The sequence below is a fragment of the Micromonospora sp. NPDC005203 genome (assembly GCF_042872705.1).
Lineage (GTDB): Bacteria > Actinomycetota > Actinomycetes > Mycobacteriales > Micromonosporaceae > Micromonospora.
This window is the reverse complement of record NZ_JBIAKV010000006.1, coordinates 73,711-99,805: the sequence shown is the minus strand read 5'-3', so window position 1 is coordinate 99,805 and position 26,095 is coordinate 73,711. Positions and strand designations below refer to the sequence as shown.

The following is a 26,095-nucleotide window of genomic DNA, read 5'->3' as shown; positions in this document are numbered from 1 at the left end:
CCCATACGCGCCGATATGCCCCCTACGCCGGGGCAGAAAGTGCAAGATCGCGGGAGGGCGGGGACCGTGGGGCGGTGCGCTCGGCACCGCCCCACAGGTTTGCTATCCGCTACTCCCAGGCACTCTGCTGGGTGTAGACGAGGTTGCCGGGGATGACCGTTCCGTTGGTGCTGCTGTACTCGGTGTAGGCCCAGAAGTCGCCAGCGGGCAGCGGCTTGTTCGGCTTGAGGTTGAACTGCTGCGACGAGCCGCGCTCCACCGTGCGGGGCAGCGTCAGCGTGGCACCCGTGTACTTCGCGTTGCGGCCGATGATGGCGTGACCGAACTGGAAGTCGACGACCGGGCCACCGGGGAACTGTGCGAACACGTACGCGGTGTAGCGCCCCGGCTCGGGCAGGAACTTGTACGCCTGCTCCGTGCTGGTCCAGTACCTGTCACTGCTGTAGACCAGGGTGTCGCCCCGGTACAGGTAGAGGTCCAGGTTGGTGTTCGGGTCCTCGGTGTTGGTCTCGACCATGATGCCCGCGGTGTTCGCCGGCACGGTGAAGTCGAACTTCTTCACACCGGGGGCCAACGGGTCGAACACGCCACCGTAGACGCCGGCCGGCATCGAGTACGACGCGCGCCGCATCGGCGTGTAACCGGTGCTGCGACCGGTGAGCGGTCCGGTGAAGCCGGGCTGGAAGAAGCCGAACGCACCGCTGGTCATCCGGCCGAACTCCTCCCCGTCGTCCCCGTACGGTCGGGGCATGACGCCCCACGGACGGGCGGTGACCGGGATCCGGGCGCTGTGGGCCTTGCCGCGCCAGCCGATCGACCCGGTGACGTACCGGTCCCAGGGTGCGCTGCCCCGACGCAGCGTGATGGTCACGGTCGCGGACGTGCCGGGTGCCAGCGTCACCGACGCCGGCGTCACGGTGACCTTCATGCCGTCCAGCCCGGACACCGACGAGCGGTAGGTCTCCCGCGCCTTGCCCACGTTGGTCAGGGTGCGGGTGAGTGTCACCGGACGGGTCCCGTCGTACTCGCGCAGCGAGATGGCCGGCAGGTTGAGTTCCCTGCCGTCCGGCGCGGCCGTCTCGCTGAAGGTGACCAGATCCGCCGCGGTGGGCTCGATGACCAGTCCGGGGTCGGCGGCCCCGGCCAGGTTGATGAAACCGCTGCCCTGGTCGAGGGGGTTGCTGGTGCCGACCGTGTCGGTGGCGGTGGTGCGCAGCGCCGAGGCGACCGCGCCCGGCGACCAGGTCGGGTGCGCGGCACGCAGCACCGCGGCCGCGCCGGCCACGTACGGCGATGCCATCGAGGTGCCCGAGTACGCGTCGTACGCCCGCCCGAAGTTGCCCGCCGGGGAGACCGCGGCGATGATGTCCGAACCCGGCGCGACCAGGTCCGGCTTGAGGACGCCGACGGCCACACTGGACGGGCCGGTGGAGGAGAAGTCCGCGACGCTGGGCAGGCCCGGGACGCTGGAGCCGTCACCGCCGCTGCGCAGGGACGCCTTCGCGTCCGTGGGGTGGCGCATCAGGTAGTTGAACAGCGTGCCGGCCTGCTTCTCGGTCGGCAGGTAGACGACCGGGAAGTTGAAGATCGAGTTGATCCGGTAGTTGCCGACCGGGTCGAACACCACCATCGCCGCGCCGCCCTTGGCCTTGATCTCGGCGGCCGAGCCGAACATGTCGGAGAGCGCGCAGGCGACCACCATGCCCTTGATCTTGGCCGGGTCGAGGCTGCCCGGTTCGCAGTAGACCGCACCCAGATCCGGCGATCCGGCCTGGTCGCCGAAGACCATCGGCGTGTCGCCGCCGGGCATCGCGTCCAGCGAGCCGCCCACGAGCTTCGTGCCGTCGCCCAGTTTGACGGTCGCCTCGTCGAGGTTGGTCACCGCCGCGCCGACCGTGGTCACCCAGGGTGCCGCGTTGCTGATCGCCCCGCTCACGATGCCGGTGTTGCCGGCCGAGGCCGCCACGAAGACTCCGGCCAGCGTGGCGTTGAGGAAGGCGCTGCCGATGGGGGTGTTCGCCTCCCAGTCGCCGAGTTCGCTGCCGATGGAGAAGTTGATTACCTGCACGCCGTCGGCGACGGCGGCGTCGATACCGGCGATGATGTCGGCGTCGAAGCCCATGCCGTTCCAGAGCACCTTGTAGACGGCGATCTGGGCGTCCGGCGCCACCCCGGAGACGGGACCGAAGCGCCGACCGTCGATGGTCACGTTCGGAATCGGCAGGCCGGCCGCCGTGGACGCGGTGTGCGTGCCGTGCCCGTTCATGTCACGGGCAGACAGCACCTCGCCCTCGGGCACCGAGCCGCCGCCCGCGAGCCACGTGTCGGCGAAGTACCGGGCGCCGACGATCTTGCCGTTGCAGTGCTCGGCCACGAAGGCGACACCGGTCTGACAGGTGCCGTGCCAGGTCGAGGGGGCCGGCATCTTCTTGGCGAACGACGCGCTCTCCGGCCAGATGCCGGTGTCCAGAACGCCGATGACCATGCCCGCGCCCGTGCCGGGGCCGGGCTTGACCGGCTTGCCGGCGGGACCTCCCGCCGGGGGCTGCTCCGGCGCGGCCGGAGCGGTGGCGCCCGGAGCGCCGGGTGCCGGGGCGGCCGGTGCCGGCGCGGTGGGCGGCGGCGTCCTGGTGCCGAGTGCCTGCGCAGCGGTCACCGCGTGGACGCGCTTGTCCGCCCGCAGGGTGGTCACCTGCTCGGCGGTCAGCTTCGCGGAGAATCCATTGAAGGCGGCGGTGTACGCCGCTTTGACAGTCACCCCGGCGGCGGCAGCGACGGCCTTACGCTGCGCGTCGAGGTGTCCGCGGTAGGCCCGCGCCGGGGCCGAGGTCACGTCCAGCCGGGCGCCCACCTCCGGACGGGTCCGCGCCAGCCCGGACACACCGCCGGCGTACGCGGTCAGCGGGTCCTCGGCCAGCTCGACGACGTACACGCCCAAGGCGGTTGGGTCCGTCGCGGCCCGTTGGCTGGCCGCATTCCGGCCGCCGGGTCGACGATCGGCCCCGTCGGTCAGGGTGACCTTCTTGTCCTGCCCGGTGGTGAAGTAGCCGGTGCCGCTGCCCGATGCCCCTCCGGGGGCCGCCGACGCCGATCCCGCAACCCCGGTGGTGCCGGTGATCAGGGCGACGACAAGCGTCGGTATCGCTAGTCGTCGCAGCCTGTTCTCGCTCGTGCCTGTAGCCACGAGGCTCCTTTCGATGGCTCCCTTGTGGAGCTGTTCCGCAATCACGATCCGCTCATGGGAGCGCTCCCCCACCTAAGCCGCCGACGGTTAATCGATGGTTTGCACGGTGTTACGGATCGCTGGTGCGAATAAGATCACAATCGGTCGACCGCGCCTAGATCAAGTTTTCCCGATGCCGCCTGAGCAGGGCTTACACCCCCGCTGGTACGACCTCACGGTCCACGCCGCCTTCGCGTACCGCTGCGCGGGTCACGTCGAGGACGGCACGGACGGCAGCAGCGACCCGGCCCTCGGCGGGCTCGTCCAGGGCGTGTTTCGGTCCGGCGTGGGGATGACGCTCGCGCGGCGTAGCCACGGAACGGGTGCTGCGGTCACCGAACCGCCCCAGGCGGTCGGCCAACTCCGCCGCCCGACTACGGAGGGGACCCGAGATTACGCAGTGGACCGCCCGCCGACGCAAGGGCCGGAGGCGCGCGGTCAGAAGTCCTGCCTGACCTTCGCGATGTCGAGGTCCAGCCGGGGGCCGAAGGACCTGGTGAAGTCTTCCAGGCAGTCCGATCGGACGATCTCCCGCGCACCGTCGAGGATGGCAACTGCCCCGGATGGAAGATCGAAGAGATAGCCGACGACCTCCTCGTTCCTGATGAGAACGAAGACCTGCGGCACTTCCGCCACGACAACCGTCGGGATCTCAGGCATCGACCGCTCGCTCGCGGCCCGCAGCTCGCCTGGCTCGCCAGGATTTCCAGTCACGTACACCCTCCTCCTCAGGCACCCCGATGCGCCGGTCTCGACGGGTGACTCGACCCGCAGGCTCCTAACACCAGATTGTCTTGGGACAATCTCTGCACGATAGTCTTGGGACAATCTGGCTCAGAGTCAAGGATTGTCACGGGACAAGTGAGGAGGGAGTGGGCGTGCCGGTGCACTCGCGCTACCTGAACATCGCGGCCATGATCCGAGAGCGGATCGAAGCCGGAGAGTGGGAGCCGGCCGCGCGGCTTCCGACCCTCAACGATCTCGCTGCCGAGTACGACGCCAACCGCGACACCGTCGGGCGGGCGATAGCCCTGCTGGAGACGGAGGGCTACGTGTGGGCGGTGCAGGGGCGGGGCATCGCCGTTCGATACGGCACCATTCGTCCACGTCGACCCCGCGGCGACCTGGTCAAGCGCAACGAGCAGGCAACCGGATACTCGTTTCCGTCAGCAAGCAGCCAGGAGGTGTGGGTTCGCCACGGCAGGGCCGTCAACGCGCCGGCCCCACTGGACGATCCCCGCATCGCCAAGCTTCTCGGAGTGGAGCCCGGCACCGACGTGCTTCGCCGATTTCGGGTTACCGGGCCAGCCTCCGAAGCGCCATTCCAGATCAACATCTCGTGGATTCACCCACGAGTCGCGGACATCGTCGCCGAACTGGACGCGAACCCAGCAGCGGGCGAGTGGCTGCACCACATCGAGGCCGCCGGCCACTGGCCCATCAGTTGGATGGAGATTCACCGCGCCCGAATGCCCAGCAAGGACGAAGCAGCCCTCTTGGAGATCCCCACCAACCTGCCCGTACTGGAGATCGTGCGGGTCGGCACCTCGGGAGGCGACAAGAAGCCGGTCGAGGTGACCGAGTACGTCGTGGCGAGCGACCGGGTCGAAACGGTCCACGTCCTGCACCGCGACTCGAACGCCAAGGAGCCGTGGCCCGACGCCGGACCGAGAAACGGGTCATGACCATGGCCCTCACGATCGCAGCCGCCAGCCGGACACACCAGGGCCTCGTCCGCAAACGGAATGAGGACTCGCACAGCCAAGGGCACTGGCTCTACGTCGTTGCCGACGGTCTCGGCGGCCACGTCGCCGGTGACATCGCCAGCAGCACAGCCATCGCTGCCGTGCAGGCGTACGACCGCCCGGTAGATCCGGAGGATCTTGCTGACGTCCTGGGACGGGCCGTCAACGAAGCGAGCGACGCCCTACGTCGAAAAGTCCGCGCGGACCCGAAGCTGGCGGGGATGGGGACCACGTTTGTCGCTCTGCTGCGATCCGGCAGTCAAGCGGCCGTAGCGAACGTCGGGGACTCCCGCGCCTACGTGATCCGACGCCACGGCTCCCGCGACAACGCCATGGTCCAGATCAGTGAGGATCACACCTACGAACACCTCGTCGCCGGCGCTCAGGAGGTGCCGAACCTCCCCGAGAAGCTGACCCGCTTCCTCGACGGACGGGACGACGGCAGGTCGGCCGACCTGACGCCTCTCCAGTTCCATCCCGGCGACCGGGTCCTGCTGTGCTCTGACGGACTGAGTTCGTACGTGCCACCCGAGCAGATACGAGCTGCGCTGGACTCCGACGGCAGCCCAGGGGACGTCGCCGACCACCTCGTGGCCCTGGCGATCGACCAGGGTGGGCACGACAACGTCACCGTCATCGTGGTTGACGTGACTGCGGCGAAATGACGATCGTCGCGTCCGCCACACGCCCACCCACGAACCCGATCCGGGGCGATTCGCCTACTGCCCATGTCGTACTAGGCTTTCGCCATGCTGATCATCGATGGCGCGGGCCGGTGGACCGCGCCCGCCGGGGCCGCCAACGACTGGGTCGAACAGCTGAGAGTGCCGGACCTGTCGGTGGGGACGTACTGCATCCCGGCGGGCGGCCGCGACGACCAGAGCCCGCACACCGAGGATGAGATCTACGTTGTCACCGCGGGGCGGGCGCGAATCGTGACGCCGGACGGCGCGGCCGAGGTGGGCCCAGGTTCGGTGATCTTCGTGCCGGCCGGCGAGGAGCACCGGTTCGACGAGGTGACCGAGGACCTGGCGCTGCTCGTGGTGTTCGGCCCGGCGTACGGTTCGCGCGCTCCGGGTCGGCGCGCCGAGTAGGGCGACCGAGGTCGCGTCCCACCAGGTGACGCCGGCCCGGATCCTCACTACATGACGACCTCCGCACCGAGGCTTCAGTCACCGAGCTGGCTGCTCCAGCTCGGCGCGGATCCGGCTGAACACACCCTGCGGGTCGTCCGTCTTCGCGAACCCGACGAAGGTCACCATGCCGAGCGTGTGCTGATCACTCCAGACGCAGACGGTGACGGAGGTGCTCGCCCCGCCCGGACCGGTGCCGCAGCCGGCCGTGCCGCCCAGAGGACCCGGTTGGATCGGCGCCACATCGGTCACCTTCGGCAGCCCGGCGAAGGTCTTGTCCAGTGCCGCGGTCGGGTCGGTGATCGTGCCGGACACCGCGCTGATCAGAATGACTCGCTGGTCGTCGCCGGGAATGTGTAGCCCGTGCTCGCGGGAGTACACCTCCTCGGCTTGGACGTAGGCGGTGCCCATCGCACTGTTGGCTTCGGAGCTCAGCAGCTTCTTGAAGTTGCCCATGTTCTGCTCGGCTTGTTCGCGGAAGCCCCGATTCACGGACTCGGTCCAGGTGCCCAGAAGCTTGGCTGGCGTGTCGATGCGCATCGACGCGGCGGGGAGCGTTGACCCGGCCGGCGCAGGGGTGTCGGACTGCCCCGCACATCCGGTAGCGGCCATGAGGATCGCCGAAGTCAGGGTGCCAATGACCGCTGAGGCAGTCGGCTTTGTGCGTTTCATGAGTTCCATCCCGTGTCGTGTCCGCGCGCAACATATCGCACACCACTTATCCCGAAGTGGCCCCCGACCCGACGCGCCCACGCCGGACAGAACAGCTAGTCGGACAGGCCCGCCGGCACGGGCACCTTGAGGTGCGTCAGGAGAGCGGCGACCGCACTGTCGAGGTCCCGGCCCACCTCGTGGACCGCGGCCACCCCCAACGAGCCGAACGCGCGACTGGGTTGCTCGATGACGAACCGCGCTCCGCCGTCGGGTCTGTCGCTGATCAACGTGCGCAGCGGCGCGTACAGCATGACCGCCGGGTCGTGGCGGAACATCCGTTCAGCGGTGGTGTGGTTGCCCATCAGGTATTCGACGCAGTGCCTGCGGTCGCCCGCGAGACTCATCATCGGTCGCAGGTCGCCGCTGCTCCAGTAGACGAGGAAAGCATGTGGCGCCTGGTCGCGCATGAGGGCCAGCACATCGTCCCAGGGCGCGTCGCGGGCCACCAGGGCGTTGAACGCCGCCGCGTCGTAGGGCGGGACGGCCCGCTCGTACTGCCGCCGGAAGTCCTCGAAGGAGCGATCGATGGTGATGTCCAGGCAGCGGGCCTGGTAGACACGTTCGGCCCATCCCTGGCCCATCGGATCCCCTTCACCTATTGGGCTGTTTACTGGAACCTAGCAGCAATAGTCCGAATTGCGAGCTTAGTATCTGAGCACTGATGATCCGACCGGCGTTGGGGTGACGTGTGAACGGCGCAGAAGCACTGCTGCGGACGCTTGTAGACGGCGGGGTCGAGGTGCTCTTCACGAACCCCGGCACCACCGAACTGCACCTGGTCGCAGCGCTGGAGTCGGTGCCCGAGGTGCGCGGCGTACTCGCTCTCTTCGAGGGTGTGGTCAGCGGCGCGGCCGACGGTTACGCCCGGATCGCGGGCAAGCCCGCCGCGACACTGCTGCATCTCGGGCCGGGGCTCGCGTACGGCCTGGCGAACCTGCACAACAGTCGACGCGCCAACTCGCCGGTGGTCAACATCGTCGGAGACCACGCCACGTTCCACACCGCCTTCGATCCACCGTTGAACTCCGACATCGCCGCGCTCGCGGGATGGCTGCGCGGCCCCGTCCGCCGCCCCGAGGACGCGGCCGGCGCCGGCCCGGACGCCGCCGCCGCCCTCGCCGCCGTCCTGGAGCCTCCCGGACAGATCGCCACCGTGATCATGCCGGCGGACGTGTCCTGGTCCGGCGGAGGAGCGGCCGGTACGCCCGTGCCGCCCCGACCGGCACCGACCGTCGACCAGGAGGTGATCACCCAGGTCGCGGCGGCTCTTCGGAGCGGCGAACCGACCGCACTGGTGATCGGCGGAACGGCGCTGCGGGAGGCGGGCCTGCTGGCCGCGGGCCGCATCGCCGCGGCGACCGGTGCCCGCGTCTTCTCGGAGCTCTACTCCAACCGGGTCGAACGCGGAGCGGGCCTACCCGCGTTTGCCCGGCTCGGGTTCTATCCCGACCAGGTGCTCGACCAGTTGCGCGGGGTGCGGCACCTCATCGTCGCGGGGACCAAGGCACCGGTCTCGTTCTTCGCCTACCCCGACCAGCCGAGCCTCCTCGTGCCCGAGGGCGCCGAGACGCACGTGCTGGCCGAGGTCGGTCAGGACGCCGTGGCCGCGCTGGTCCGACTCGCCGACCTGGTGGCACCAAACACCTCCGCCCCGGTCACCGATCCGCACCGACCGGCACTGCCCACCGGCGCACTCACCCTGCAGAACTGGACCGAGGTCATCGCGGCGCTGCTGCCCGAGCGGGCCATCATCATCGACGAGTCGGTCAGCTCCGGGATGGCCCTCGCCGCCGCCACCGCCGGCGCTCCCCGACACGACGTGCTCATGCAGACCGGTGGCGCCATGGGCGATGGCCTGCCCCTGGCCGTCGGCGCCGCCGTCGCCGCACCCGACCGGCCGGTGGTGGCACTGGTGGCCGACGGCTGCGTCATGTACACCGCCACGGCGCTCTGGACCCAGGTCCGCGAGCAGTTGAACATCACCAACGTGATCCTCAACAACCAGGCGTACGCGATCCTGCGCCAGGAGTGGAAATTCTTCAGCGACCGCCCGGGCCGCGCCGATCCCGACAGCAATCCCATGTTCGACCTGACCAACCCTCAGATCGACTTCGTCGGGCTGGCGAACGCGTTCGGGATGCCCGCCACCCGCGCCACCACCGCCGAGCAACTCGCGGAGCAGTTCTCCCAGGCGCTGGCCCGGACCGGCCCACATCTCATCGACGCCAGCATCCCGCCCGCGGCCTAGGTCGCTGCTCGGGCGGCTCAGACGACGTGGCGCAGATAGCCGGCGATCGCCGCGTCCAGCACCTCGGCGCCCGGACGCGCCCAGACCTCGGCGGAGAAGACCTCCACCTCGATCGGGCCGGCGTACCCGGCCGCGTCCACCGCCTCGCGCAGCCGACGCAACTCGATGCAGCCGTCGCCGGGCAGTGCCCGGCCGAGCAGCACCCCCTCCGGCAGCGGCGTCACCCAGTCGCAGACCTGGAACGCGGCGATCCGAGAGCCGGCGCGCTCGATCTGGGCGTACACCGTGTCGTCCCACCAGACGTGGTAGGCGTCCACGACCACGCCGACCACCGTCGGCGCGAACCGCTCGGCGATGTCCAAGGCCTGACCGAGGCTGGCGATCACGCAGCGGTCGGCGGCGAACATCGGGTGCAGCGGCTCGATCGCCAGGCATACGCCGGCGGCCTCGGCGTGCGGGGCAAGCTCACCGATCGCGTGCGCGACCCGCTGCCGCGCGCCGCCGATGTCCCGGCTGCCGGCCGGCAACCCGCCGGAGACCAGCACCAGTTCCGGGGCACCGAGGGCGGCGGCCTCCTCGATGGCCCGCAGGTTCTCCGCGCGCCAGTCGTCGGCCGAGAAGAACCCGCCACGGCACAGCGACGTGACGGTGAGACCGGCGTCGCGGACCAGTTTCGCCGCGCGGGCCAACCCGTACTCGGCCACCGGCTCCCGCCACAGGCCGATACCCGGCACGCCGGCCTGCACACAGCCGGACACCACGTCGGGCAGGGGCCACCGCTGGGCGGTGGCCTGGTTGAACGAGAACCGCCGCAGGGCGTCGACACTGACGTCTGGCCCGGCCACAGCCGCGAACTCGACACTCACTGGGCCGGTCTTCGCTCGCGACTGCGGGGCTCGCAGAACCGGCTCACTCCTCGCGCTCACTGGGCCACCCCCGCCACCGTGAAGAACGCCCGCGCCCGGGAGGCGGCCAGATCGGCGTCCGGCAGCAACCCGGCCCGGTCGGCCAGGACGAGCAGGGTCGCCAGGTGCGCGGCGGAGCGGCCGGACTGGGCGCCGCCGACCATCGTGAAGTGGTCCTGGTGCCCGGCCAGCCAGGCCAGGAACACGATCCCCGTCTTGTAGTGCCAGGTCGGCGCCGCGAACAGGTGCCGGGCCAGCGGCACCGTCGGCGCGAAGATCTCGGCGTACGCCGCCAGGTCCCCCCGGTCCAGGGCGGCCAGCGCGGCGGCGGCGGCCGGCGCGATGGCCGCGAACACGCCGAGAAGGGCGTCCGAGTGACCCGTCCCGTCACCCCGGATCAGCTCCGGATAGTGGAAGTCGTCACCGGTGTAGAGACGCACCCCGGCCGGCAACCTGCGGCGCAGCGCGACCTCCCGGCCGGCGTCCAGCAGCGACACCTTGATGCCGTCCACCTTCGACTCGTGTGCCTTGATCAACTCGACGACCGTGTCGGCGGCCACGTCCAGGTCGACCGCGCCCCAGTAGCCGGTCAACGCCGGGTCGAACATCGAACCCAGCCAGTGCAGCACCACCGGGCCGTCGGCGGCGGTGAGCAGCTCGTCGTACACCCGGAGGTAGTCCTGCGGACTGCGGGCGGCGGCGGCCAGGTGCCGGCTGCACATCAGCACCGGCCGGGCGCCGGCCGCGCGGACGTCACCCAACTGCTCGGTGTACGCGGCGACGACCGCCGCCAGGGTGGCCGGTCCGGCCGGCAGTTGATCCGTGCCGACCCCGGCGACGATCCGCCCGCCCACCGCGCGGGCCTCGGCGGCACTGCGACGGATCAGCTCCCGGGTGGCCGGGTAGTCCAGCCCCATCCCCCGCTGGGCGGTGTCCAACGCCTCGGCGACCCTCAGCCCGTACGACCAGAGGTGCCGCCGGAACGCGAGGGTGGTGTGCCAGTCCACCGCGGCCGGGGCACCCGGCACGTTCTCCGCGGTCGGGTCGGCGACCACGTGCGCGGCGGCGTACGCGATCCGGCTGGTCGCCGGGGCGGTCGGGCGGGCGAAGCCACTCCCCCCGGCCAGCCGGTGCCGCCGTCCGCCCGGCAGCACCACCTCGACGGTCATGAGCGCAGCTCCGGCACCTGGACGCGGCGGCCCTCGCGGGCCGAGCGCAGCCCCAGCTCGGCGAGCTGGACGCCGCGCGCGCCGGCCAGGAAGTCCCACCGGAACGGCCCACCGGCCACGACGTGCCGCAGGTACGCCTCCCACTGCACCTTGAAACCGTTGTCGAACTCCTCGATGTCGGGCACCTCGGCCCACTGGGCCCGGAAGTCCTCGGTGGCCGGCAGATCCGGGTTCCACACCGGCTTCGGCGTGACCGCCCGGTGCTGCACCCGGCAGTTGCGCAACCCGGCCACGGCGCTGCCCTCGGTGCCGTCGACCTGAAACTCCACCAGCTCGTCGCGGTACACCCGCACGCCCCAGGACGAGTTGATCTGCGCGATGATGCCGCCGTCCAGTTCGAAGACGGCGTACGCGGCGTCGTCGGCGGTGGCCTGATAGACCTGACCGGTCTCGTCGACCCGCTCGCAGATGTGGGTGGCGGTCACGCAGGACACGGCGGTGACCCGGCCGAACAGCTCCTCCAGCACGTAGTGCCAGTGCGGGAACATGTCGACCACGATGCCGCCGCCGTCCTCGGCCCGGTAGTTCCACGATGGACGCTGGGCGGGCTGCCAGTCGCCCTCGAAGACCCAGTAGCCGAACTCGCCGCGCACCGAGAGGATCCGGCCGAAGAAGCCGCCGTCGATCAGGCGCTTGAGCTTGCGAAGGCCGGGCAGGAAGAGTTTGTCCTGCACGACGCCGGTGCGGACACCGGCCGCCTCCGCCGCGCGGGCCAGGTCGAGCGCGGCGGCGGTGTCCTCGGCGAGGGGCTTCTCCGTGTAGATGTGCTTGCCGGCCTCGATGGCCTGCCGGATCGCCTTCTCCCGCTGCTGGGTGACCTGGGCGTCGAAGTAGATCTCGACGTCGTCGCGGGCCAGCGCCGAGGTCAGGTCGGTGGTCCAGTCGGTCAGGCCGTGCCGTTCGGCGAGCTAGCGGAGCTTCGTCTCGTTGCGCCCGACCAGGACCGGTTCCGGCCAGATGGTCGTGCCGTCGGCGAGCGCCACGCCGCCGGAATCGCAGCTGCCAGCAGCGAGCGGACGAGGTGCTGCCGGTAACCCATCCGTCCGGTCACGCCGTTGACGGTGGTGCCGATCGACCTGCGGGTCATGGGTGTTCCCCCCGTCGTGCTGGTCGTCCCTCCCTGCGGGGAAAGGGCTTTCTCTGCGATACCGTGGCGCTAGCCGGCACGGCGAAACGCCGTCGACAGACCGAGAGGGCGGGCCATGGCGACCCTGTCCGATGTGGCACGCCAGGCGGGCGTCTCGCCCGCCACCGCCTCCCGGGTGATCAACTGCAGCAGCAAGCCGGTGACCGACGAGCTGCGGGATCGGGTGCTCGCCGCCGTCGCCGAGTTGCAGTACGTGCCGAACGCCCACGCCCAACTGTTGGCCCGCTCGCACCGCGGCGCGGTGGGCGTGATCGTGCACGACGTCTCCGACCCGTACGTCGCCGAGATCACCCGCGGCCTGCAACGCGTCGCCACCGACCAGGGCCGGCTGCTGATGATCTGCAACAGCTACCGCGATCCGGACCGCGAGCTGGAGTACGTGGAGCTGCTGCGCGGCCACCAGGTCGCGGCGCTGATCCTGGCCGGGTCCGGTTACCACGACGAGGCGTTCACCCGGCAACTCAACGAGAAGCTCGCCGCGTACGAGGCCAGCGGCGGGCGGGTGGCGGTGATCGGTCGGCATGAACACTCCGGCGACGCGGTGATGCCGGACAACCGGACCGGCGGCTACCTCGCCGGACGTGAGCTGTGCGGGTTGGGGCACCAGGTGATCGGGGTCGTCGCCGGTCCGCACAACCTGACCACCACGACCGACCGCCTGGCCGGCCTCCGGCAGGCCCTCCGCGAGCAGGGCCGGGACCTGCCGGAACGGCGCATCCGGTACGCCGAGTTCGACCGCGACGGCGGCGCCGAGGCGACCGCCCGACTGCTCGACGCCGACCCGGAGCTGACCGCGATCGTGGCCCTCAACGACTCGATGGCCATCGGGTCGCTCGCCACACTGCGGGCCCGTGGGCTGGCCGTGCCGCAGCAGATCTCCGTGGTGGGGTTCGACGACATGCCGATCGCCCGGGACGTCACCCCGGCGCTGACCACCGTGCGGTTGCCGCTTGTCGACCTGGGAGTCCGGGCGATGTCCCTGGTGCTCGGTGCGGAGGTCCCAGCCCCACGGGTCGAGGTGCTCCCCGCCGAGCTGGTTCGCCGGGACACCGCCGGTCCCGTCCCGCCCGCCGCACCCGGGACCGTCGGCGCCGCGCCGCGCGCTCGGCAGGGTGACACCGTCTCGTGACCGGCGTCAGCCCGACGCAGCGCCTGCTCACCGGTGACGACGTGGCGTATCTGGTCCGGGCGTCGTTCGGCCCGCACACCCGGGTCCGGGACGCCGGACCGCTGGCCGGCGGCGGATACGCGACGGTCTGGTGGGCCCGCCTCGACGACGACCGCCGGGTGGTGCTGAAGCTCGCCCCGCCGGCCGGTACGCCGCTGCTGCGCTACGAACGAGGACTCTGCGCCGCCGAGGCCCGATACTTCCGCCTCGTCGCGGAGCACGCCCCGCAGGTGCCCGTACCCCCGGTGTTGTGGCACGGCACCGACCCCGCGTACGGCGAGTGGTTGGTCACCGCGCTGCTGCCTGGCCGGTCCCTGTCCGAGCTGGCCAGGGCCGGCATCGCCGTCGACGACGGCCCGGCGCGTCACGACCTCGGCGTCGCCCTCGCCGCGTTGCACCGGGTCACCGGCGACCGGTTCGGGTACGACGGCGACCGAGCCGGCGCAGCGACCTGGCGGGTGGCGTTCACGGCGATGCTCGACGCCCTGCTCGCGGACGCGACCGACTGGCACGTGCGGCTGCCGGTGACCCCGGATCGCCTGCACACGCTCGTCGGACGGCACGCCGACGCGCTGGACGAGGTACGCCGACCGGCGCTGCTGCACTTCGACTGCTGGGACGGCAACGTGCTGGCCGCGCCCGACCCGCAGGGTCGGCCGCGGCTGTGCGGCCTGGTCGACGGCGAACGGTTCCTCTACGGCGACCCACTGCTGGACCTGGTCTCGCCGCTGCTCTTCCGGCGCGTCGAGGACGAGCCGGAGCATCCGCTGCTGCGCGGCTACCGCGACGCCGCCCACACCCCCCTGGTGCTGGACGCCTCGGCGCGCCGCCGGCTCGGCCTCTACCGACTGCACCTGTACCTGCTGATGACCGTGGAGATGCCCAGCCGTGGTATGACCCCGAGCAGCCATCCGCAGCGGCACGCCCGGCTCGCGGCGCTGCTGGACGCGGAACTCGACGCGCTCGCGGCCTGACCCGAATTCCGTTGTCCGGGCCGTCCGCCGCTCCTACCCTTCTCGGCGTGCGGATTCGGGAGTTCGTGGCGGAGGACTGGTCGCAGGTGTGGCCGATCGTCGAGGAGGTGATCCGGGCCCGGGAGACCTTCCCCTACGACCCGGCGATGACCACCGAGCAGGCGTACGGCATGTGGGCGGAGGCCCCGCCGGGTCGGACCGTCGTCGCGGTCGACGGCGAGCGGGTGCTCGGCACCGCGAAGATGGGCACCAACCGACCCGGGCCGGGAGCGCACGTGTCCACCGCGAGCTTCATGGTCGCCGCCGACGCCAGGGGCCGGGGCGTGGGCACCGCGCTGTGCCGCGACGCCCTGACCTGGGCACGCCTTCAGGGGTACGCCGGCATGCAGTTCAACGCCGTGGTGGAGAGCAACATGTCGGCGGTCGAGCTTTACCTGCGGGAGGGTTTCGCGGTGGTCGGCACCGTGCCCGGCGCGTTCCGCCACCCCACCCTCGGTCGGGTCGGTCTACACGTTATGTACCAGGAGTTCTGACCGGTGGCTGACCGGCCGTGCCCAGCTCGACCGCGGCCGGCGGACGACGCGCCTCGGCGCCGGCGCGGCGGACCGGGGTGAACACGCCACCCACCGCGACCAGCAGGCAGCCCGCGCCCGCCGCGAGGGTGACCGCCTGGACGCCGTACCGGCCGGCGGCCCAGGTCAGCGTTGCTGCGCCGATCGGCCCGAGGGCGTAGTGCGTGCTCCAGAACGCCGAGGTGACCCGGCCGAGCAGGTGGTCGGGGGTGATCTCCTGGCGCAGCGACATCGAGCAGATCCCGCCGACGCTCAGGCAGCACAGGTAGACCGCGGTCAGCGCGGTGACCGCCGGCACGTTCGTCGCGAGGCCGACGCCCGCCACCGCGAAACCGCAGACCGTGTGCGCACCGATCCAGGTCGGGCCGAAGCCACGTCGACGGCGCAGCGGGGCCACCAGCAGCGCACCGGCTACCGTGCCCAGCGCCGCCAGGCCGAGCACCGCGCCGACGGTGCCCGCCGAGCCGCCGAGGTCGTGGGTGACGTGGTAGATCAGCACGTCGGTGAAGCCGTAGGTGAGGAAGATGAACACCGACAACAGGACGGTCAGCGCGCGCAGCACGGGCTGCCGCCACAGGAACCGCGCCCCGGCCAGGAACTCGGCAAGTGGCCGCTCCCGGGTCGCCGGTGCGGCGACGTCGGCTCGTACGGGTCGCAGCCGGATCAGCCACAGACCGGTTGCCGAGAGGGCGAAGCTCGCCGCGTTGACGGCGACGGCGAGCGCCGGGCCGAAGCGGGCCGACACCACGCCGGCGAGCAGCGGCCCGAGGACGGCCGCCGCCGCGTACGTCGCCTGCAACCGGCCGTTGGCCTCGGTGATCCGATCGGAGTCGACGAGGTTACGGACCGCGGTCACCGCCGCGACCTGGAACAGCATGCCGGCCGCCTCGCAGATCGGCAGCACGACGAAGAGCAGCCAGACCTGCGGGCCGGCGAGCCAGGCCAGTGGCACCAGACCGTAGAGCACCAGCCGGGCCAGGTCGGCCACGATCATCAGGGTGCGGCGGTCGTACCTGTCGACGAGCACCCCGCCGAAGATCCCGGCGACGACGGACGCCGCGCCCGCGACGGCGGTGAGCAGGCCCATCTGCGCCACCGACCCGGTGGCCTGGAGCACCAGCAGCGGCACCGCCAGGTAGGCGAACGAGTCACCGGCCGCGGAGAGCGACTGGGCGACCCAGTAGGTGCCAAAGGTGCGGTCGCGCCACAGCGGAGGCCGGCCGAGGGCGGCGGATCGGCTCATCGCGACGAGGGTAGTGGATTCGGCCACCCCGGTGCTGGCCGTGGCGGGCGTCACACCGACCCGATGTCACGAAGCGGGGACCGCCGCGCATCTCGTGGTCGTCAATCCCCGCAGAGAGGCGACAACAATGAGCACAGCGCACACCGAGCAGGAGAATCGCGCCGATCTTGCACTTCCTGTCGCCGATTTAAGCGGTAATGCACCCTAATGTCGGGGCAGAAAGTGCAAGATCGCCATGCAGGATCGGTTGACGGGTGCTGCGCTACGACACCCTGGTGTACGGGTTGGGCAGCGTGACCGACACGGCGGTGGTGCCGGGTGTCGAGGAGCACGCGTACACGCTGGACGGTCCGCGCGACGCGACGACGCTGGCGGATCGGCTGGCGCGGCTCGGCGGCGGCACGGTCGTCGTGGTGGGCGGCGGGTTGACCGGCGTCGAGTCGGCCGCGGAGATCGCCGGAGTGCACACGGTGCCGGCCGGCCGGTCAGCCGGTCCTGGTGAGGTCGGTCGTCCTCGCGAGTTCGGCTACCACGTCCACGAGCCGGCGCAGGGCGGGCGCGACGTCGCCCGGCAGCCAGACCATCTCGGTGTGGGCGTAGGCGCCGGTCAGCGGGACGAACACCACGCCGCTGCGGCGAAGGCTGGCTGCCGAGCTGGCGAGCCGGGTGACGCCGACTCCGGCGGCGACCAGGCCGAGGAGACCCTGCACGCTGGCTTCCTCCTGGACGACGTTCGGCACGAACCCCGCCTCCCGGAACTGCTCCTCGAAGGTGCGGTGCCAGGGTTCCCAGGAGGTGCGCGGCGTCATCACCCACGGTTCGTCCGCCAGGTCGGCGAGCGTCAACTCGGCGCGGTCGGCGAGCGGGTGGCCCTCGGGCAGCACCGCGCACACCGGTTCGGTCGTCAGCCTCCGGGATGCCAGGCCGGGGACCAGCGGGGTCCGGGTGAAGGCGACGTCGTAGTGGCCGCCGAGCACGCCCTGCACCAGCGGCGCGATGGCGGTGGACTCGGTGGCCAGGTGAAGATCGGGAAGTTGCTCGTGCACGGCCCGGACCACCGGGGGCAGGAGGTGGTTGGCGACGGTGGTCAGGAAGGCGAGTCGTAGGCTGCCGACCTCGCCCCGCAGGGCCCGCCCCACGACGGCGACGGCCTCGTCGGCGCGGTCCGTCACGGCCTGCGCCTCGGGCAGGAACAGGGCGCCGACGGCGGTCAGGGTGGTGCCGCGGGAGTCGCGGTCGAACAGCTTCGCCCCGAGGGTGCGTTCCAGTGCGGTGATCTGCTGGGACAGCGACTGCTGGGCGATCATCAGCCGGGCGGCGGCACGGGTGTAGCTCAGCTCCTCCGCGAGGACCAGGAAGTATCGCAGTTGCCGCAGCTCAGGGGTGGCCACAGGGACAGACTGTAGCCAGGTCAGGAAGCCTGTGTTGGCCGTCTCGTCGGACTCCCGCGCAGGATCGTTCGGGAGGCGGTAACGGCCTCCCGACGACACCCAGCGAAGGAAGCCGATCATGACCGCAACACGACTCACCACGCCGTTCAACGCTCGGTCCACCGCCAGTGACGTGGTGGCCGGTGTCGACCTCAGCGGGCAGCGCGCCGTCGTCACCGGCGCCTCGTCGGGCATCGGCGTGGAGACGGCCCGAGCCCTCGCGAGCGCCGGCGCCGAGGTGACCCTGGCGGTACGGGACATCCGGGCTGGCGAGCGGACAGCGCAGGACATCGGGGACAGCGCGTCGATCCGGGTCGTACCGCTGGATCTTTCCGACCAGCGGTCGATCGCGGCCTTCGTCGCGGCCTGGGCGGGCCCCCTGCACATCCTGGTCAACAACGCCGGTGTGTCGGCAACCCCCGAGGCGCGCACGCCGGAGGGCTGGGAGTTGCAGTTCGCCACGAACCACCTCGGCCACTTCACGCTCACCACCGGGCTGCACCGGGCGCTCGCGGCGGCCGGCCGGGCCCGCGTGGTGTCGCTCAGTTCCATCGCCCACGTGCAGGCGCCGATGGTCTTCGAGGACGTCAACTTCCGCACCCGCCCCTATGACCGGCTGCTCGCCTACGGCGAGTCGAAGACGGCCACCGCGCTGTTCGCGGTCGAGGCGAACCGGCGCTGGGCCAACGACGGCATCACCGTCAACGCGGCCAACCCGGGGGCGGTCGCCACGAACCTGGGGCGGCACCTCACCGAGGAGGACTACGCGGGGCTGCCGGCGTTCGACTTCAAGACCCCGGAGCAGGGGGCGGCGACCTCGGTGCTGCTCGCCGCCTGGCCGCAGCTCGACGGTGTCGGCGGTCGCTACTTCGAGGACTGCAACCAGGCTGCACGCCACCGCCCGGAGACGCCACTGCAGGGCGTCGCCGACCACGCGACCGATCCCGCGTCGGCGGCGCGGCTGTGGCAGGTCTCGCTCGACCTGCTCGCCGACGCGGGGCGGGCCTGACCGCCCGGGAGGCGGACAGACGCAGACGGCCGCGGGAGGATCCCGCGGCCGTCCACGGACGTGCTCAAGACGATCAGGCCTGGCGCAACGGCGCGAGCGCGGTGCTCCAGGCGACCACCTGGTCGAGGGTGGTGGTCAGCGCGTCGCGCTGGAACTCGTTGGGCTTGAACACGCTGAAGTTCTCGAAGTCGGTGAAGAGCGACAGCGCGACCTGTGAACGCACGTCGGCCATCTGCAGCTCACCGGAGATCAACCGGAGGTGCTCCACGGCCCGCGCGCCGCCGACCGAGCCGTAGCTGACGAAGCCCACGGCCTTGTTGTTCCACTCGGCGTACAGGAAGTCGATCGCGTTCTTCAGGGCACCCGAGGTCGAGTGGTTGTACTCGGGGGTGACGATGATGAACCCGTCGTAGGAGGCGATCGTCTCGGCCCACCGCAGCGTGTGCGGCTGGGAGTACTGGCCCATCGACGGCGGGTACGCCTCGTCGAGGTGCGGCAGCTGGTAGTCGAGCAGGTCGATCAGCTCGTACTCCGCGTCGGAGCGCTGCTTGGCGATCTCGAGCACCCAGCGGGCGACGGCTTCACCGTTACGCCCCGGGCGGGTGCTGCCGAGAATGATCCCGATCCTGGTCATGGTGGCGCCTTTCCTCGGTACGTGAACTGACGGCCCGACGCTAACCGGTGATTGCTTGGTCAAGCAAATGCCGCCGCTATGGTCGTGGTCACACGCTGAGTAACAAGTTGCTTAATCAAGCAAGTATGCTGTGAGGATGTCCAACTCCGCCGCAGAACCCCTGCAACCCCTCAACCCCGACGAGGAGGCCCTGGTCCGGGCCCTGGGCCAGGTGATGCACGTGCTGCCCCGCGCGATCGACGCCGACATGGTCGGTGACCGTCAGCTACCGCTCACCGAATACACCGCTCTGATGAACCTATCCGAGGCGCCGGACCGGCGGATGCGGATGAACGAGCTCGCCTCGGCCTGCTACCTCTCGCTCAGCGGCATGACCCGCACCATCATCCGGCTGGAGACACAGGGCCTGGTCAAGCGGGAGCGCTGCGCGGAGGACGCGCGCGGCTGGAACGCCGTGCTCACCGACGCGGGGTTCGCCCGCCTGGAGGAGTCCTGGCCCAGCCACCTGGACTCCGTCCGCCGGCGCTTCCTCCAGCACTTCGAAAGCTTCGACCTCGCCCAGTTGACGCGCGCGTTCCAGCGGGTCGGCACCGCCGAGAGGACCGAGGCGACCGACTGAGCCCGGCCCGGCCCAGCCGGTCGCCCGGCGACTCAACCGGGTAGCCGCCCCGCCGCGACCAGCGCCCACGCCAGCAGCCCGAAGGCGCCGGTCGACGCGACCGCGCGGAGCACGTTGCCGCGTACCCAGCTCACCTCGAAACGCTCCCGCAGGGCCGCGAGGTCGGTGCCCCCGTCCACGTCGCCGGCGCGGGCCAGCACGTTGTTCAGCGGCACGTTCACCGCGGCGGTGACACCGAGCACCACCAGGTACAGCAGCAGCCCGGCGACGATCCACGGCAGCACCGCCCGGCGTTCGGCGGCCAGGTGCAGCGCCGCCGCCAGCAGCCCGAACAGCAGCGCACCGCCGAAGCAGACGGCGAACCACCCGTTGAGGATGGACTCGTTGATCCGTCGCATGGCGAGCACCAGCGTCCGGTCGTCGGTGCGGCCCAGGCCCGGCATGACCGCATACGCGAAGGCGGCGAACAGCCCGGCGGTCAGGCCGGTGGTCAACGTGGCGACGAACAGGCTCGCGGTACTCAGGAATCCCATGAGAACCATTGCACCCGCCGGCACGCCTGCTGACCAGACCCGATCATGGTCACCGGGTCGGAGCGTGGGCGGCCAACGGGTTGACGAGGGTGCCGACGAACTGCAGCGCCGCCGACGGGTCGGCCAGGTCGATCATCTGCTGGTTGTCGCGCAACTGGAGCCGGTTGAGGCAGGACAGCGTGAACTCCGGTGCGAACAGGTCGTAGTGGCGGACCCGCTCGGCCAGGTGCGGCACCCGGTCGAAGTAGTCGGCGGCGCAGGCCGCGACCGTACGCCAGAAGTCGTCCTCGGCGAGCACACCGGCCTCGACCAGCACCGCGTTGAGGTGGCGCAGGAAGCAGTCCACCACGTCGGTGAAGATGGTCAGCAGCTTGGTGTCGTCGGGCACGTCGACCCGGATCCGTTCCACCTCGGCGGGCAGCTCGACCTTGTCGCTCATCACCGCGATCTCCTCGGCGATGTCCTTGAAGATCACCCGCTGGACCGTGTCGTGCTCGTCGAGGACCAGGATGACGTTCTCGCCGTGCGGCATGAAGGCCAGGTCGTGGGCGTAGAAGCTGTGCAGCAGCGGGGTCAGGTAGGCATCCAGGTAGCGGCGCAGCCACACCTCGGGGGCCAGGCCGGACCGGGCGATCAGCGCCGCCGCCAGTGCGCCACCATCGTCGTCGACGTGCAGCAGCGCGGCCATGGTGGACAGTCGCTGCCCCGGCGCGAGGTCGGGCACCGGGCTCTCCCGCCACAGGGCGGCCAACATCTTCCGGTACGGGGAGGTGCGGTCGGTCGCCGCCTCGTACTGCCGGTGCCGGTAACCCACGGCTGCCCGCTCCCGGATGACGGTCAGGCCGGTGCCGGTCAGCACCTCGTCGGAGGCGATCAGCTCGGCCAGCCAGTCGTTGATCGCCGGGGTGGCCGCCATGTACGCGGCCGACAGCCCCCGCATGAAGCCCATGTTCAGCACCGACAACGCGGTCTTCACGTAGTGCCGGTGCGGCGCGGTGACGTTGAAGAAGGTCCGGATGGACTGCTGGGCGAGGTACACGTCCGGCCCCGGGCCGAGGTGCACCAGCCGGCGCGCGGCCAACTCCCCGGCGAAGGTGACCGCCAGCTTGTTCCACCACTGCCACGGGTGCGCGGGGATCAGGTGGTAGTCGGCGAGGTCCAGCCCGAGATCGGTCATCGTGGCCGCGAACCGGGCCCGGGTCTCGGCGTCCAGCTCGCTCTCGATCAGCGTGTCGTAGTCGAGGTCGGCGGCGCTGCTGAACGTCGAGTGGTCCCGGTGCGCGGCGAGCCACTCCAGCCGGACCGGGGCGGCGGCCTCCGGCGCGTACCTGTGGTACTCGTCGACGCCGAAGCCGAGCCGGCCGTTGTTGGCCACGAAGCACGGGTGACCCTCGGTCATCGACGTCTCGATGGTCTGGAAGTCCGCGTCGGCCAGTTCGGCGGCGCTCGGCGCGGCCTGGGCCAGCTTGTACGCGGTGCCGGCCAGCGTCGAGGTGACCTCCTCCAGGTAGACCGGGAGCACCCGCGCGGAGAGCCCGAGGGCGCCGCGCAGCTCGACGATCAGGTCCACCGCGTCGGGCGGCAGCGCCGAGTCGTCGCGGTGCCGGGTGATGCTGTCCGCGTCGATCTGCCAGTGCGCCAGGGCGAGCACCCGCGCGGCGAACCGGTAGGCGACCGTGCCGTCGTCGCTGCGCACCTCGTACCACTGCCGGTCGTCCGGACCCGGCACCGGCTGGGGGGTGAGCAGCCGCTCGTGGGTGAACTCGGCGAGCGCCTTGCGGACCAGCAGCCGGTTGGCCCGGGCCCAACGCTGGGGGGTGAGGTGCCCGACCGGGTCGCGGGGGCTGTCGTACCGCGCGGCGACGGTGGTCTGGGCGCGGACGGAGGTGGCGGTCACGCCGGGGCTCCTTCGGTTCGGGTGGCGGCGGCGCGGTCGGCAGCGGCGCGGGTGGCAGCGGCCTGGAACTGGGCTCGGGTGCAGACGCTGAGCAGCGCGTCCTTCTCTTCCTTGACGATCGGGCCGACGACAGTGAAGCCGACGGCGGCATTCAGCGCGTGCACCGCGGTGTTGCGGACGTCCGGCTCGACCACGACCCGACGGGTCGCCGGGTCGGCGAAGAGCCAGGCCATGACTGTGGTGAGCACCGCCCGGGTGAAACCGTGCACCGGAGTGCCGACCGGCGCGCAGAGGAAGTGCATGCCCACGTCACCGGGCTGGTGGTCGTACCGGCCGACCAGCTCGACGTGGGCCGGGTCGTAGCGCTCGGCGAGGAACGCCGGACTCCCCCGCCACAGCCCCAGGTACGCGTCGTGGTGTGGGTGCGCGGCGATCTGCCGGTACTCGTCGGCCACCCGGGCCACGTCGGCGTCCTGCATCAGCCAGAACGCCGCCTTCGGGTGGGTCACCCAGGTGTGCAGCAGCGTGGCGTCGCCGTCGGCGTCGAGTGGACGCAGCGCGAACTCACCGAGCCGATCGTCGGCACGGGTGAAGACGGCGCTCACGACGTCACCCCGAACTCCTGGAACGTGATGCTCTTCTCGATCGGGTAGTGCTCCCGGCCGAGCAGCTCGGCGATGATCCAGGAGTTGCGGTAGGCGCCCATCCCCAGGTCCGGTGAGGTGATGCTGTGCGTGTGGGTGCCCGCGTTCTGCAGGAAGATGCCGCGCCCGCTGTGGTCGATGCTGTAGTTGCGGGCCACGTCGAACCGACCGTGCGCGTCCCAGCGGATCTGATCGCGCACCGGCGCGAGGAACTCCGGCACCCGGTAGTGGTAGCCGGTGGCCAGCACCAACCCCTCCGTACGCAGCGTGAGGTCCCGTTCCTGCTCGACCTGACGCAACCCCAACGTGTACGCGCCGTCCTGGTGCGCGGCGCTGACCAACTCGGTGTTGGTGAGCAGGCGGGTGTTCACCGGCCCGTTGACGCTCAGCGCGTACAGCAGGTCGAAGATGTCGTTGATCAGGTCGGCGTTGATCCCCTTGAACAGGCCCTTCTGGTCGGACTCCAGCCGGTAGCGGGTCGCCTCGGGCAGCGCGTGGAAGTAGTCCACGTAGTCCGGTGAGGTCATCTCCAGCGTCAGCTTGGTGTATTCCAACGGGAAGAACCGCGGCGACCGGGTCACCCAGTTGAGCTGGTAGCCGTACCTGTCGATGTCGCCGAGCAGGTCGTGGTAGATCTCGGCGGCGCTCTGCCCGCTGCCCACCACGGTGATGCTGCGCCTGGTGCGCAGCGCCGTGCGGTGCTCCAGGTAGCGGGAGTTGTGCACGGCGTCGCCGGGCAGGTCGGCGACCGCGTCGGGCAGGTGCGGCGGTGTGCCCGTGCCGAGCACCAGGTGCCGGGCGCGATATTCGACGGTCTCCCCCGTGCCGGTGCTGGCCCGCACCACGTACCGCTGGTCGGCGGTGTCGAACTCCACAGTGGTCACCGTCTGACCGAAGCGCAGGTTCGGCAGCTTCGCCGCCGCCCACCGGCAGTACGCGTCGTACTCGCTGCGCAGGGGGTAGAAGCTCTCCCGGATGTAGAACGGGTAGAGCCGGCCGATCTCCTTGAGGTAGTTGAGGAAGGAGTACGGCGAGGTCGGGTCGGCGAGGCTGACCAGGTCGGCGATGAACGGGGTCTGCAACCGGGCCGACTCCAGCAGCATGCCGGGATGCCAGGCGAGGCCCGGCCGGGCCTCCAGGAACACCCCGTCCAGGTCGTCGATGGGCGCGGTGAGACAGGCCAGCCCCAGGTTGTACGGGCCCAGCCCGATGGCGATGAAGTCGTGGGTGGACATCCGGGTCTCCAGGCGCGAATTCGGGTTCACCGGCATCAGCCGACGGGGCAGGTCGCTCGGCATCAGCCGACGGGGCAGGTCGCTCGGCATCAGCCGACGGGGCAGGTCAGCTCGGCGGCGACGTGGTCGTGCACGTACCGGCCGGCGTGGGTGGCGATCAGGTCCAGCACGTAGCCGACGTCGTCGACGGTGGTGGCCGGGTTGAGCAGGGTGAACTTCAGGAAGTGTCGGCCGTCGACCCGGGTGCCGGCGACCACGGCGAGACCGGACGCCGCGAGGGCCTCCCGGGCGTGCAGGTTGGCGGCGTCGGCGAGGCCCCGGCCCGCCCCGGTGGGGAGGTACCGGAAGACCACGGTACTCAGGTCGGAGCGGGTCACCACCTCGAAGCGGGGGTCCTCGCTGACCAACTGCCACGCGTCGGCGGCCCGGTCGATCACCTCGTCGAAGAGCGCGCCGAGGGCGTCCGGCCCCATCACCCGCAGGGTCAGCCAGAGCTTCAGCGCGTCGAAGCGGCGGGTGGTCTGCAGGCTCTTGTCGACCTGGTTGGGGATGCGCTGCTGCACCATCCGGGCCGGGTTGAGGTAGTCGGCGTGGTAGGTGGCGTGCCGCAGCGACTGCCGGTCGCGGACCAACAGCGCGCTGGAGCTGACCGGCTGGAAGAAGGACTTGTGGAAGTCGACGGTCACCGAGTCGGCCCGCTCGATGCCGTCGAGCAGGTGCCGCCGCGTCGGCGAGACGAGCAGCCCACAGCCGTAGGCGGCGTCGACGTGCAGCCAGACGCCTGTCGCCGCGCGGATCTCGGCCAGCTCCGGGAGCGGGTCGATGGAGCCGAAGTCGGTGGTGCCGGCGGTGGCCACGACGGCCATCACCACCAGGCCGGCCTGCCGGCACCGCGCGATCTCCTCGCGTACGGCGGCCGGACGGATCCGCCGCCGGGCGTCGGTGGGTACCGGGATCACGGCGTCCGGGGCGAGGCCGAGCAGCTTGGCCGACTTCTGGACGCTGAAGTGACCGGCGGCGGAGGTGAGCACGCGCAGCCGGGGCAGCAACTCGGCACGCGCCGCCGGTCCGACCGCGTCGGCGCACGCCTCCTCCCGGGCCAGCAGCAGGGCCTGGAGGTTGGACTGGCTGCCGCCGCTGGTGAACACGCCGTCCGCGCTGGGACCGAGGCCGATCCGTTCGGCGGTCCAGTCGATCAGCCGCCGCTCGATGAGTGTCGCCCCGGCGCTCTGGTCCCAGGTGTCCAGCGACGAGTTCACGGCGGAGAGCACCGCCTCGCCGAGCAGCGCCGGGATCGCCACCGGGCAGTTGAGGTGGGCCAGGTAGCGGGGGTGGTGGAACCAGACGGCGTCGCGCAGGTAGACGTCCTCCAGCTCGTCGAGCGCGGCGCTCGCGTCGCCCAGTGGCCGGTCCAGGTCCACCCGGTCCACCAGGGGGGCCAGCTCGGCCGGCGTGATGCCGGTGAGCGGGCGGTCCACCGTGGCCACTCGGCGGGCGACCCGGTCGACGCCCTCGGCGATGGTCCGCCGATACTGCTCGACCGAGCCGTCCTGCAACAGGTGGGCCCGCGCGCCGGCCGGCGCCGGTGGTGGCGCGGTGGTCTCGACGGGGTACGTCGGCACGGTCACGGGATGTCCTTCCACGTTCTCGACGAGAGCAGCCGGAACCACCCCCGGGGCGGTCGCGCGCCTCCGGGGGCAGTGCTGTCGATCAGGGGTGGCCAGGGTCGACCAGGGCGGCGAGGTTAGGTTAGCCTAACCTCGGTCATTGTCAACAGCGGTTCGCTGTCACAC

At 71.0% G+C, this 26,095-nt stretch carries 23 protein-coding genes and 2 pseudogenes; 10 read left to right on the top strand and 15 right to left on the bottom strand.

The features are described 5' to 3' along the window. Nucleotides 1-109: 109 nt before the first annotated feature. A complete protein-coding gene (locus ACFYPM_RS15960) occupies nt 110-3,184 on the bottom strand; it encodes a S8 family serine peptidase (RefSeq protein ID WP_387196673.1) in 3,075 nt (1,024 codons plus the stop codon). 477 nt (nt 3,185-3,661) lie between these two features. Continuing rightward, nucleotides 3,662-3,937: a hypothetical protein gene (locus ACFYPM_RS15955; RefSeq protein ID WP_387196670.1), complete on the bottom strand. Its 276-nt coding sequence runs from the start codon at nt 3,935-3,937 to the stop codon at nt 3,662-3,664. A gap of 158 nt (nt 3,938-4,095) precedes the next feature. On the opposite strand from ACFYPM_RS15955, the gene ACFYPM_RS15950 reads away from it, so the two are divergent. The 3 genes from ACFYPM_RS15950 (at nt 4,096) to ACFYPM_RS15940 (ending at nt 6,062) form a co-directional block, all read left to right on the top strand. Next, entirely contained in the window at nt 4,096-4,908 is an 813-nt protein-coding gene (locus ACFYPM_RS15950) for a GntR family transcriptional regulator (protein ID WP_387196667.1), read from the top strand. A gap of 2 nt (nt 4,909-4,910) precedes the next feature. Continuing rightward, nucleotides 4,911-5,633 (top strand): PP2C family protein-serine/threonine phosphatase, encoded by a 723-nt coding sequence (locus ACFYPM_RS15945; protein WP_387197369.1) that lies wholly within the window; start codon nt 4,911-4,913, stop codon nt 5,631-5,633. Nucleotides 5,634-5,717: 84 nt separating this feature from the next. Continuing rightward, on the top strand, nt 5,718-6,062 hold the full coding sequence (locus ACFYPM_RS15940) for a cupin domain-containing protein (RefSeq protein ID WP_387196664.1): 345 nt from the start codon (nt 5,718-5,720) through the stop codon (nt 6,060-6,062). A 78-nt stretch (nt 6,063-6,140) separates the two neighbouring features. On the opposite strand, the gene ACFYPM_RS15935 is transcribed toward ACFYPM_RS15940, so the two are convergent. Both ACFYPM_RS15935 and ACFYPM_RS15930 read right to left on the bottom strand, forming a co-directional pair. Further along, nucleotides 6,141-6,641, bottom strand: coding sequence for a hypothetical protein (locus ACFYPM_RS15935; protein ID WP_387196662.1), 501 nt, complete (start codon nt 6,639-6,641; stop codon nt 6,141-6,143). Between the two features lie 227 nt (nt 6,642-6,868). Beyond that, nucleotides 6,869-7,396 (bottom strand): hypothetical protein, encoded by a 528-nt coding sequence (locus ACFYPM_RS15930; protein WP_387196660.1) that lies wholly within the window; start codon nt 7,394-7,396, stop codon nt 6,869-6,871. Between the two features lie 107 nt (nt 7,397-7,503). On the opposite strand from ACFYPM_RS15930, the gene ACFYPM_RS15925 reads away from it, so the two are divergent. Next, nucleotides 7,504-9,063: an acetolactate synthase large subunit gene (locus ACFYPM_RS15925; RefSeq protein ID WP_387196657.1), complete on the top strand. Its 1,560-nt coding sequence runs from the start codon at nt 7,504-7,506 to the stop codon at nt 9,061-9,063. A 17-nt stretch (nt 9,064-9,080) separates the two neighbouring features. Here the strand turns inward: ACFYPM_RS15925 and ACFYPM_RS15920 are convergent, their stop codons facing one another. From ACFYPM_RS15920 to ACFYPM_RS15910, 3 genes and pseudogenes are all read right to left on the bottom strand, one after another. After that, on the bottom strand, nt 9,081-9,929 hold the full coding sequence (locus ACFYPM_RS15920; protein ID WP_387196654.1) for a sugar phosphate isomerase/epimerase family protein: 849 nt from the start codon (nt 9,927-9,929) through the stop codon (nt 9,081-9,083). 56 nt (nt 9,930-9,985) lie between these two features. Then, nucleotides 9,986-11,137: a dihydrodipicolinate synthase family protein gene (locus ACFYPM_RS15915; protein WP_387196651.1), complete on the bottom strand. Its 1,152-nt coding sequence runs from the start codon at nt 11,135-11,137 to the stop codon at nt 9,986-9,988. Beyond that, nucleotides 11,134-12,284, bottom strand: a pseudogene (locus ACFYPM_RS15910) (Gfo/Idh/MocA family protein). The gene ACFYPM_RS15915 and the pseudogene ACFYPM_RS15910 overlap by 4 nt, the downstream one beginning before the upstream one ends. Nucleotides 12,285-12,399: 115 nt before the next feature. On the opposite strand from ACFYPM_RS15910, the gene ACFYPM_RS15905 reads away from it, so the two are divergent. From ACFYPM_RS15905 to ACFYPM_RS15895, 3 genes are read left to right on the top strand one after another with little or no spacing between them, the layout of a single operon-like run. After that, nucleotides 12,400-13,473 carry a LacI family DNA-binding transcriptional regulator gene (locus ACFYPM_RS15905; RefSeq protein ID WP_387196648.1) on the top strand — a complete coding sequence of 358 codons (1,074 nt, stop codon included), beginning with the start codon at nt 12,400-12,402 and terminating at the stop codon, nt 13,471-13,473. After that, entirely contained in the window at nt 13,470-14,486 is a 1,017-nt protein-coding gene (locus ACFYPM_RS15900) for a phosphotransferase family protein (RefSeq protein WP_387196645.1), read from the top strand. Before ACFYPM_RS15905 ends, ACFYPM_RS15900 begins: the two co-directional genes overlap by 4 nt. 47 nt (nt 14,487-14,533) lie before the next feature. Further along, the gene (locus ACFYPM_RS15895; protein ID WP_387196642.1) at nt 14,534-15,019 is read left to right on the top strand and encodes a GNAT family N-acetyltransferase; all 486 of its coding nucleotides are present in this window, start codon (nt 14,534-14,536) and stop codon (nt 15,017-15,019) included. Here the strand turns inward: ACFYPM_RS15895 and ACFYPM_RS15890 are convergent. Further along, nucleotides 15,000-16,301: an MFS transporter gene (locus ACFYPM_RS15890; protein WP_387196639.1), complete on the bottom strand. Its 1,302-nt coding sequence runs from the start codon at nt 16,299-16,301 to the stop codon at nt 15,000-15,002. The two genes, ACFYPM_RS15895 and ACFYPM_RS15890, sit on opposite strands and share 20 nt — an antisense overlap. Nucleotides 16,302-16,555: 254 nt before the next feature. On the opposite strand from ACFYPM_RS15890, the pseudogene ACFYPM_RS15885 reads away from it, so the two are divergent. Beyond that, nucleotides 16,556-16,702: pseudogene (locus ACFYPM_RS15885) on the top strand (FAD-dependent oxidoreductase); the annotation flags it as partial. Between the two features lie 84 nt (nt 16,703-16,786). Here the strand turns inward: ACFYPM_RS15885 and ACFYPM_RS15880 are convergent. Then, complete coding sequence (locus tag ACFYPM_RS15880) at nt 16,787-17,692, bottom strand: LysR family transcriptional regulator (RefSeq protein WP_387196636.1); 906 nt, start codon at nt 17,690-17,692, stop codon at nt 16,787-16,789. Nucleotides 17,693-17,810: 118 nt separating this feature from the next. Here ACFYPM_RS15880 and ACFYPM_RS15875 point away from each other — a divergent pair, with 118 nt between their 5' ends. After that, nucleotides 17,811-18,740 (top strand): SDR family NAD(P)-dependent oxidoreductase, encoded by a 930-nt coding sequence (locus tag ACFYPM_RS15875; protein ID WP_387196633.1) that lies wholly within the window; start codon nt 17,811-17,813, stop codon nt 18,738-18,740. A gap of 73 nt (nt 18,741-18,813) precedes the next feature. Here the strand turns inward: ACFYPM_RS15875 and ACFYPM_RS15870 are convergent, their stop codons facing one another. Then, complete coding sequence (locus tag ACFYPM_RS15870; RefSeq protein ID WP_387196631.1) at nt 18,814-19,374, bottom strand: NADPH-dependent FMN reductase; 561 nt, start codon at nt 19,372-19,374, stop codon at nt 18,814-18,816. A 136-nt stretch (nt 19,375-19,510) separates the two neighbouring features. On the opposite strand from ACFYPM_RS15870, the gene ACFYPM_RS15865 reads away from it, so the two are divergent. Beyond that, a complete protein-coding gene (locus tag ACFYPM_RS15865) occupies nt 19,511-19,993 on the top strand; it encodes a MarR family winged helix-turn-helix transcriptional regulator (protein WP_387196628.1) in 483 nt (160 codons plus the stop codon). A gap of 32 nt (nt 19,994-20,025) precedes the next feature. Here the strand turns inward: ACFYPM_RS15865 and ACFYPM_RS15860 are convergent, their stop codons facing one another. The 5 genes from ACFYPM_RS15860 to ACFYPM_RS15840 all read right to left on the bottom strand — a co-directional run bounded on the left by ACFYPM_RS15860 (nt 20,026) and on the right by ACFYPM_RS15840 (nt 25,930). Beyond that, the gene (locus ACFYPM_RS15860; protein ID WP_387196625.1) at nt 20,026-20,526 is read right to left on the bottom strand and encodes a DUF1772 domain-containing protein; all 501 of its coding nucleotides are present in this window, start codon (nt 20,524-20,526) and stop codon (nt 20,026-20,028) included. A 49-nt stretch (nt 20,527-20,575) separates the two neighbouring features. Then, nucleotides 20,576-22,423 (bottom strand): IucA/IucC family protein, encoded by a 1,848-nt coding sequence (locus tag ACFYPM_RS15855; protein ID WP_387196623.1) that lies wholly within the window; start codon nt 22,421-22,423, stop codon nt 20,576-20,578. Continuing rightward, nucleotides 22,420-23,028, bottom strand: coding sequence for a GNAT family N-acetyltransferase (locus ACFYPM_RS15850; RefSeq protein WP_387196620.1), 609 nt, complete (start codon nt 23,026-23,028; stop codon nt 22,420-22,422). Before ACFYPM_RS15850 ends, ACFYPM_RS15855 begins: the two co-directional genes overlap by 4 nt. Next, the gene (locus ACFYPM_RS15845; RefSeq protein ID WP_387197366.1) at nt 23,025-24,302 is read right to left on the bottom strand and encodes a lysine N(6)-hydroxylase/L-ornithine N(5)-oxygenase family protein; all 1,278 of its coding nucleotides are present in this window, start codon (nt 24,300-24,302) and stop codon (nt 23,025-23,027) included. The genes ACFYPM_RS15850 and ACFYPM_RS15845 overlap by 4 nt, the downstream gene beginning before the upstream one ends. Before the next feature lie 89 nt (nt 24,303-24,391). Further along, entirely contained in the window at nt 24,392-25,930 is a 1,539-nt protein-coding gene (locus tag ACFYPM_RS15840; protein WP_387196617.1) for a pyridoxal phosphate-dependent decarboxylase family protein, read from the bottom strand. Nucleotides 25,931-26,095 lie beyond the last annotated feature (165 nt).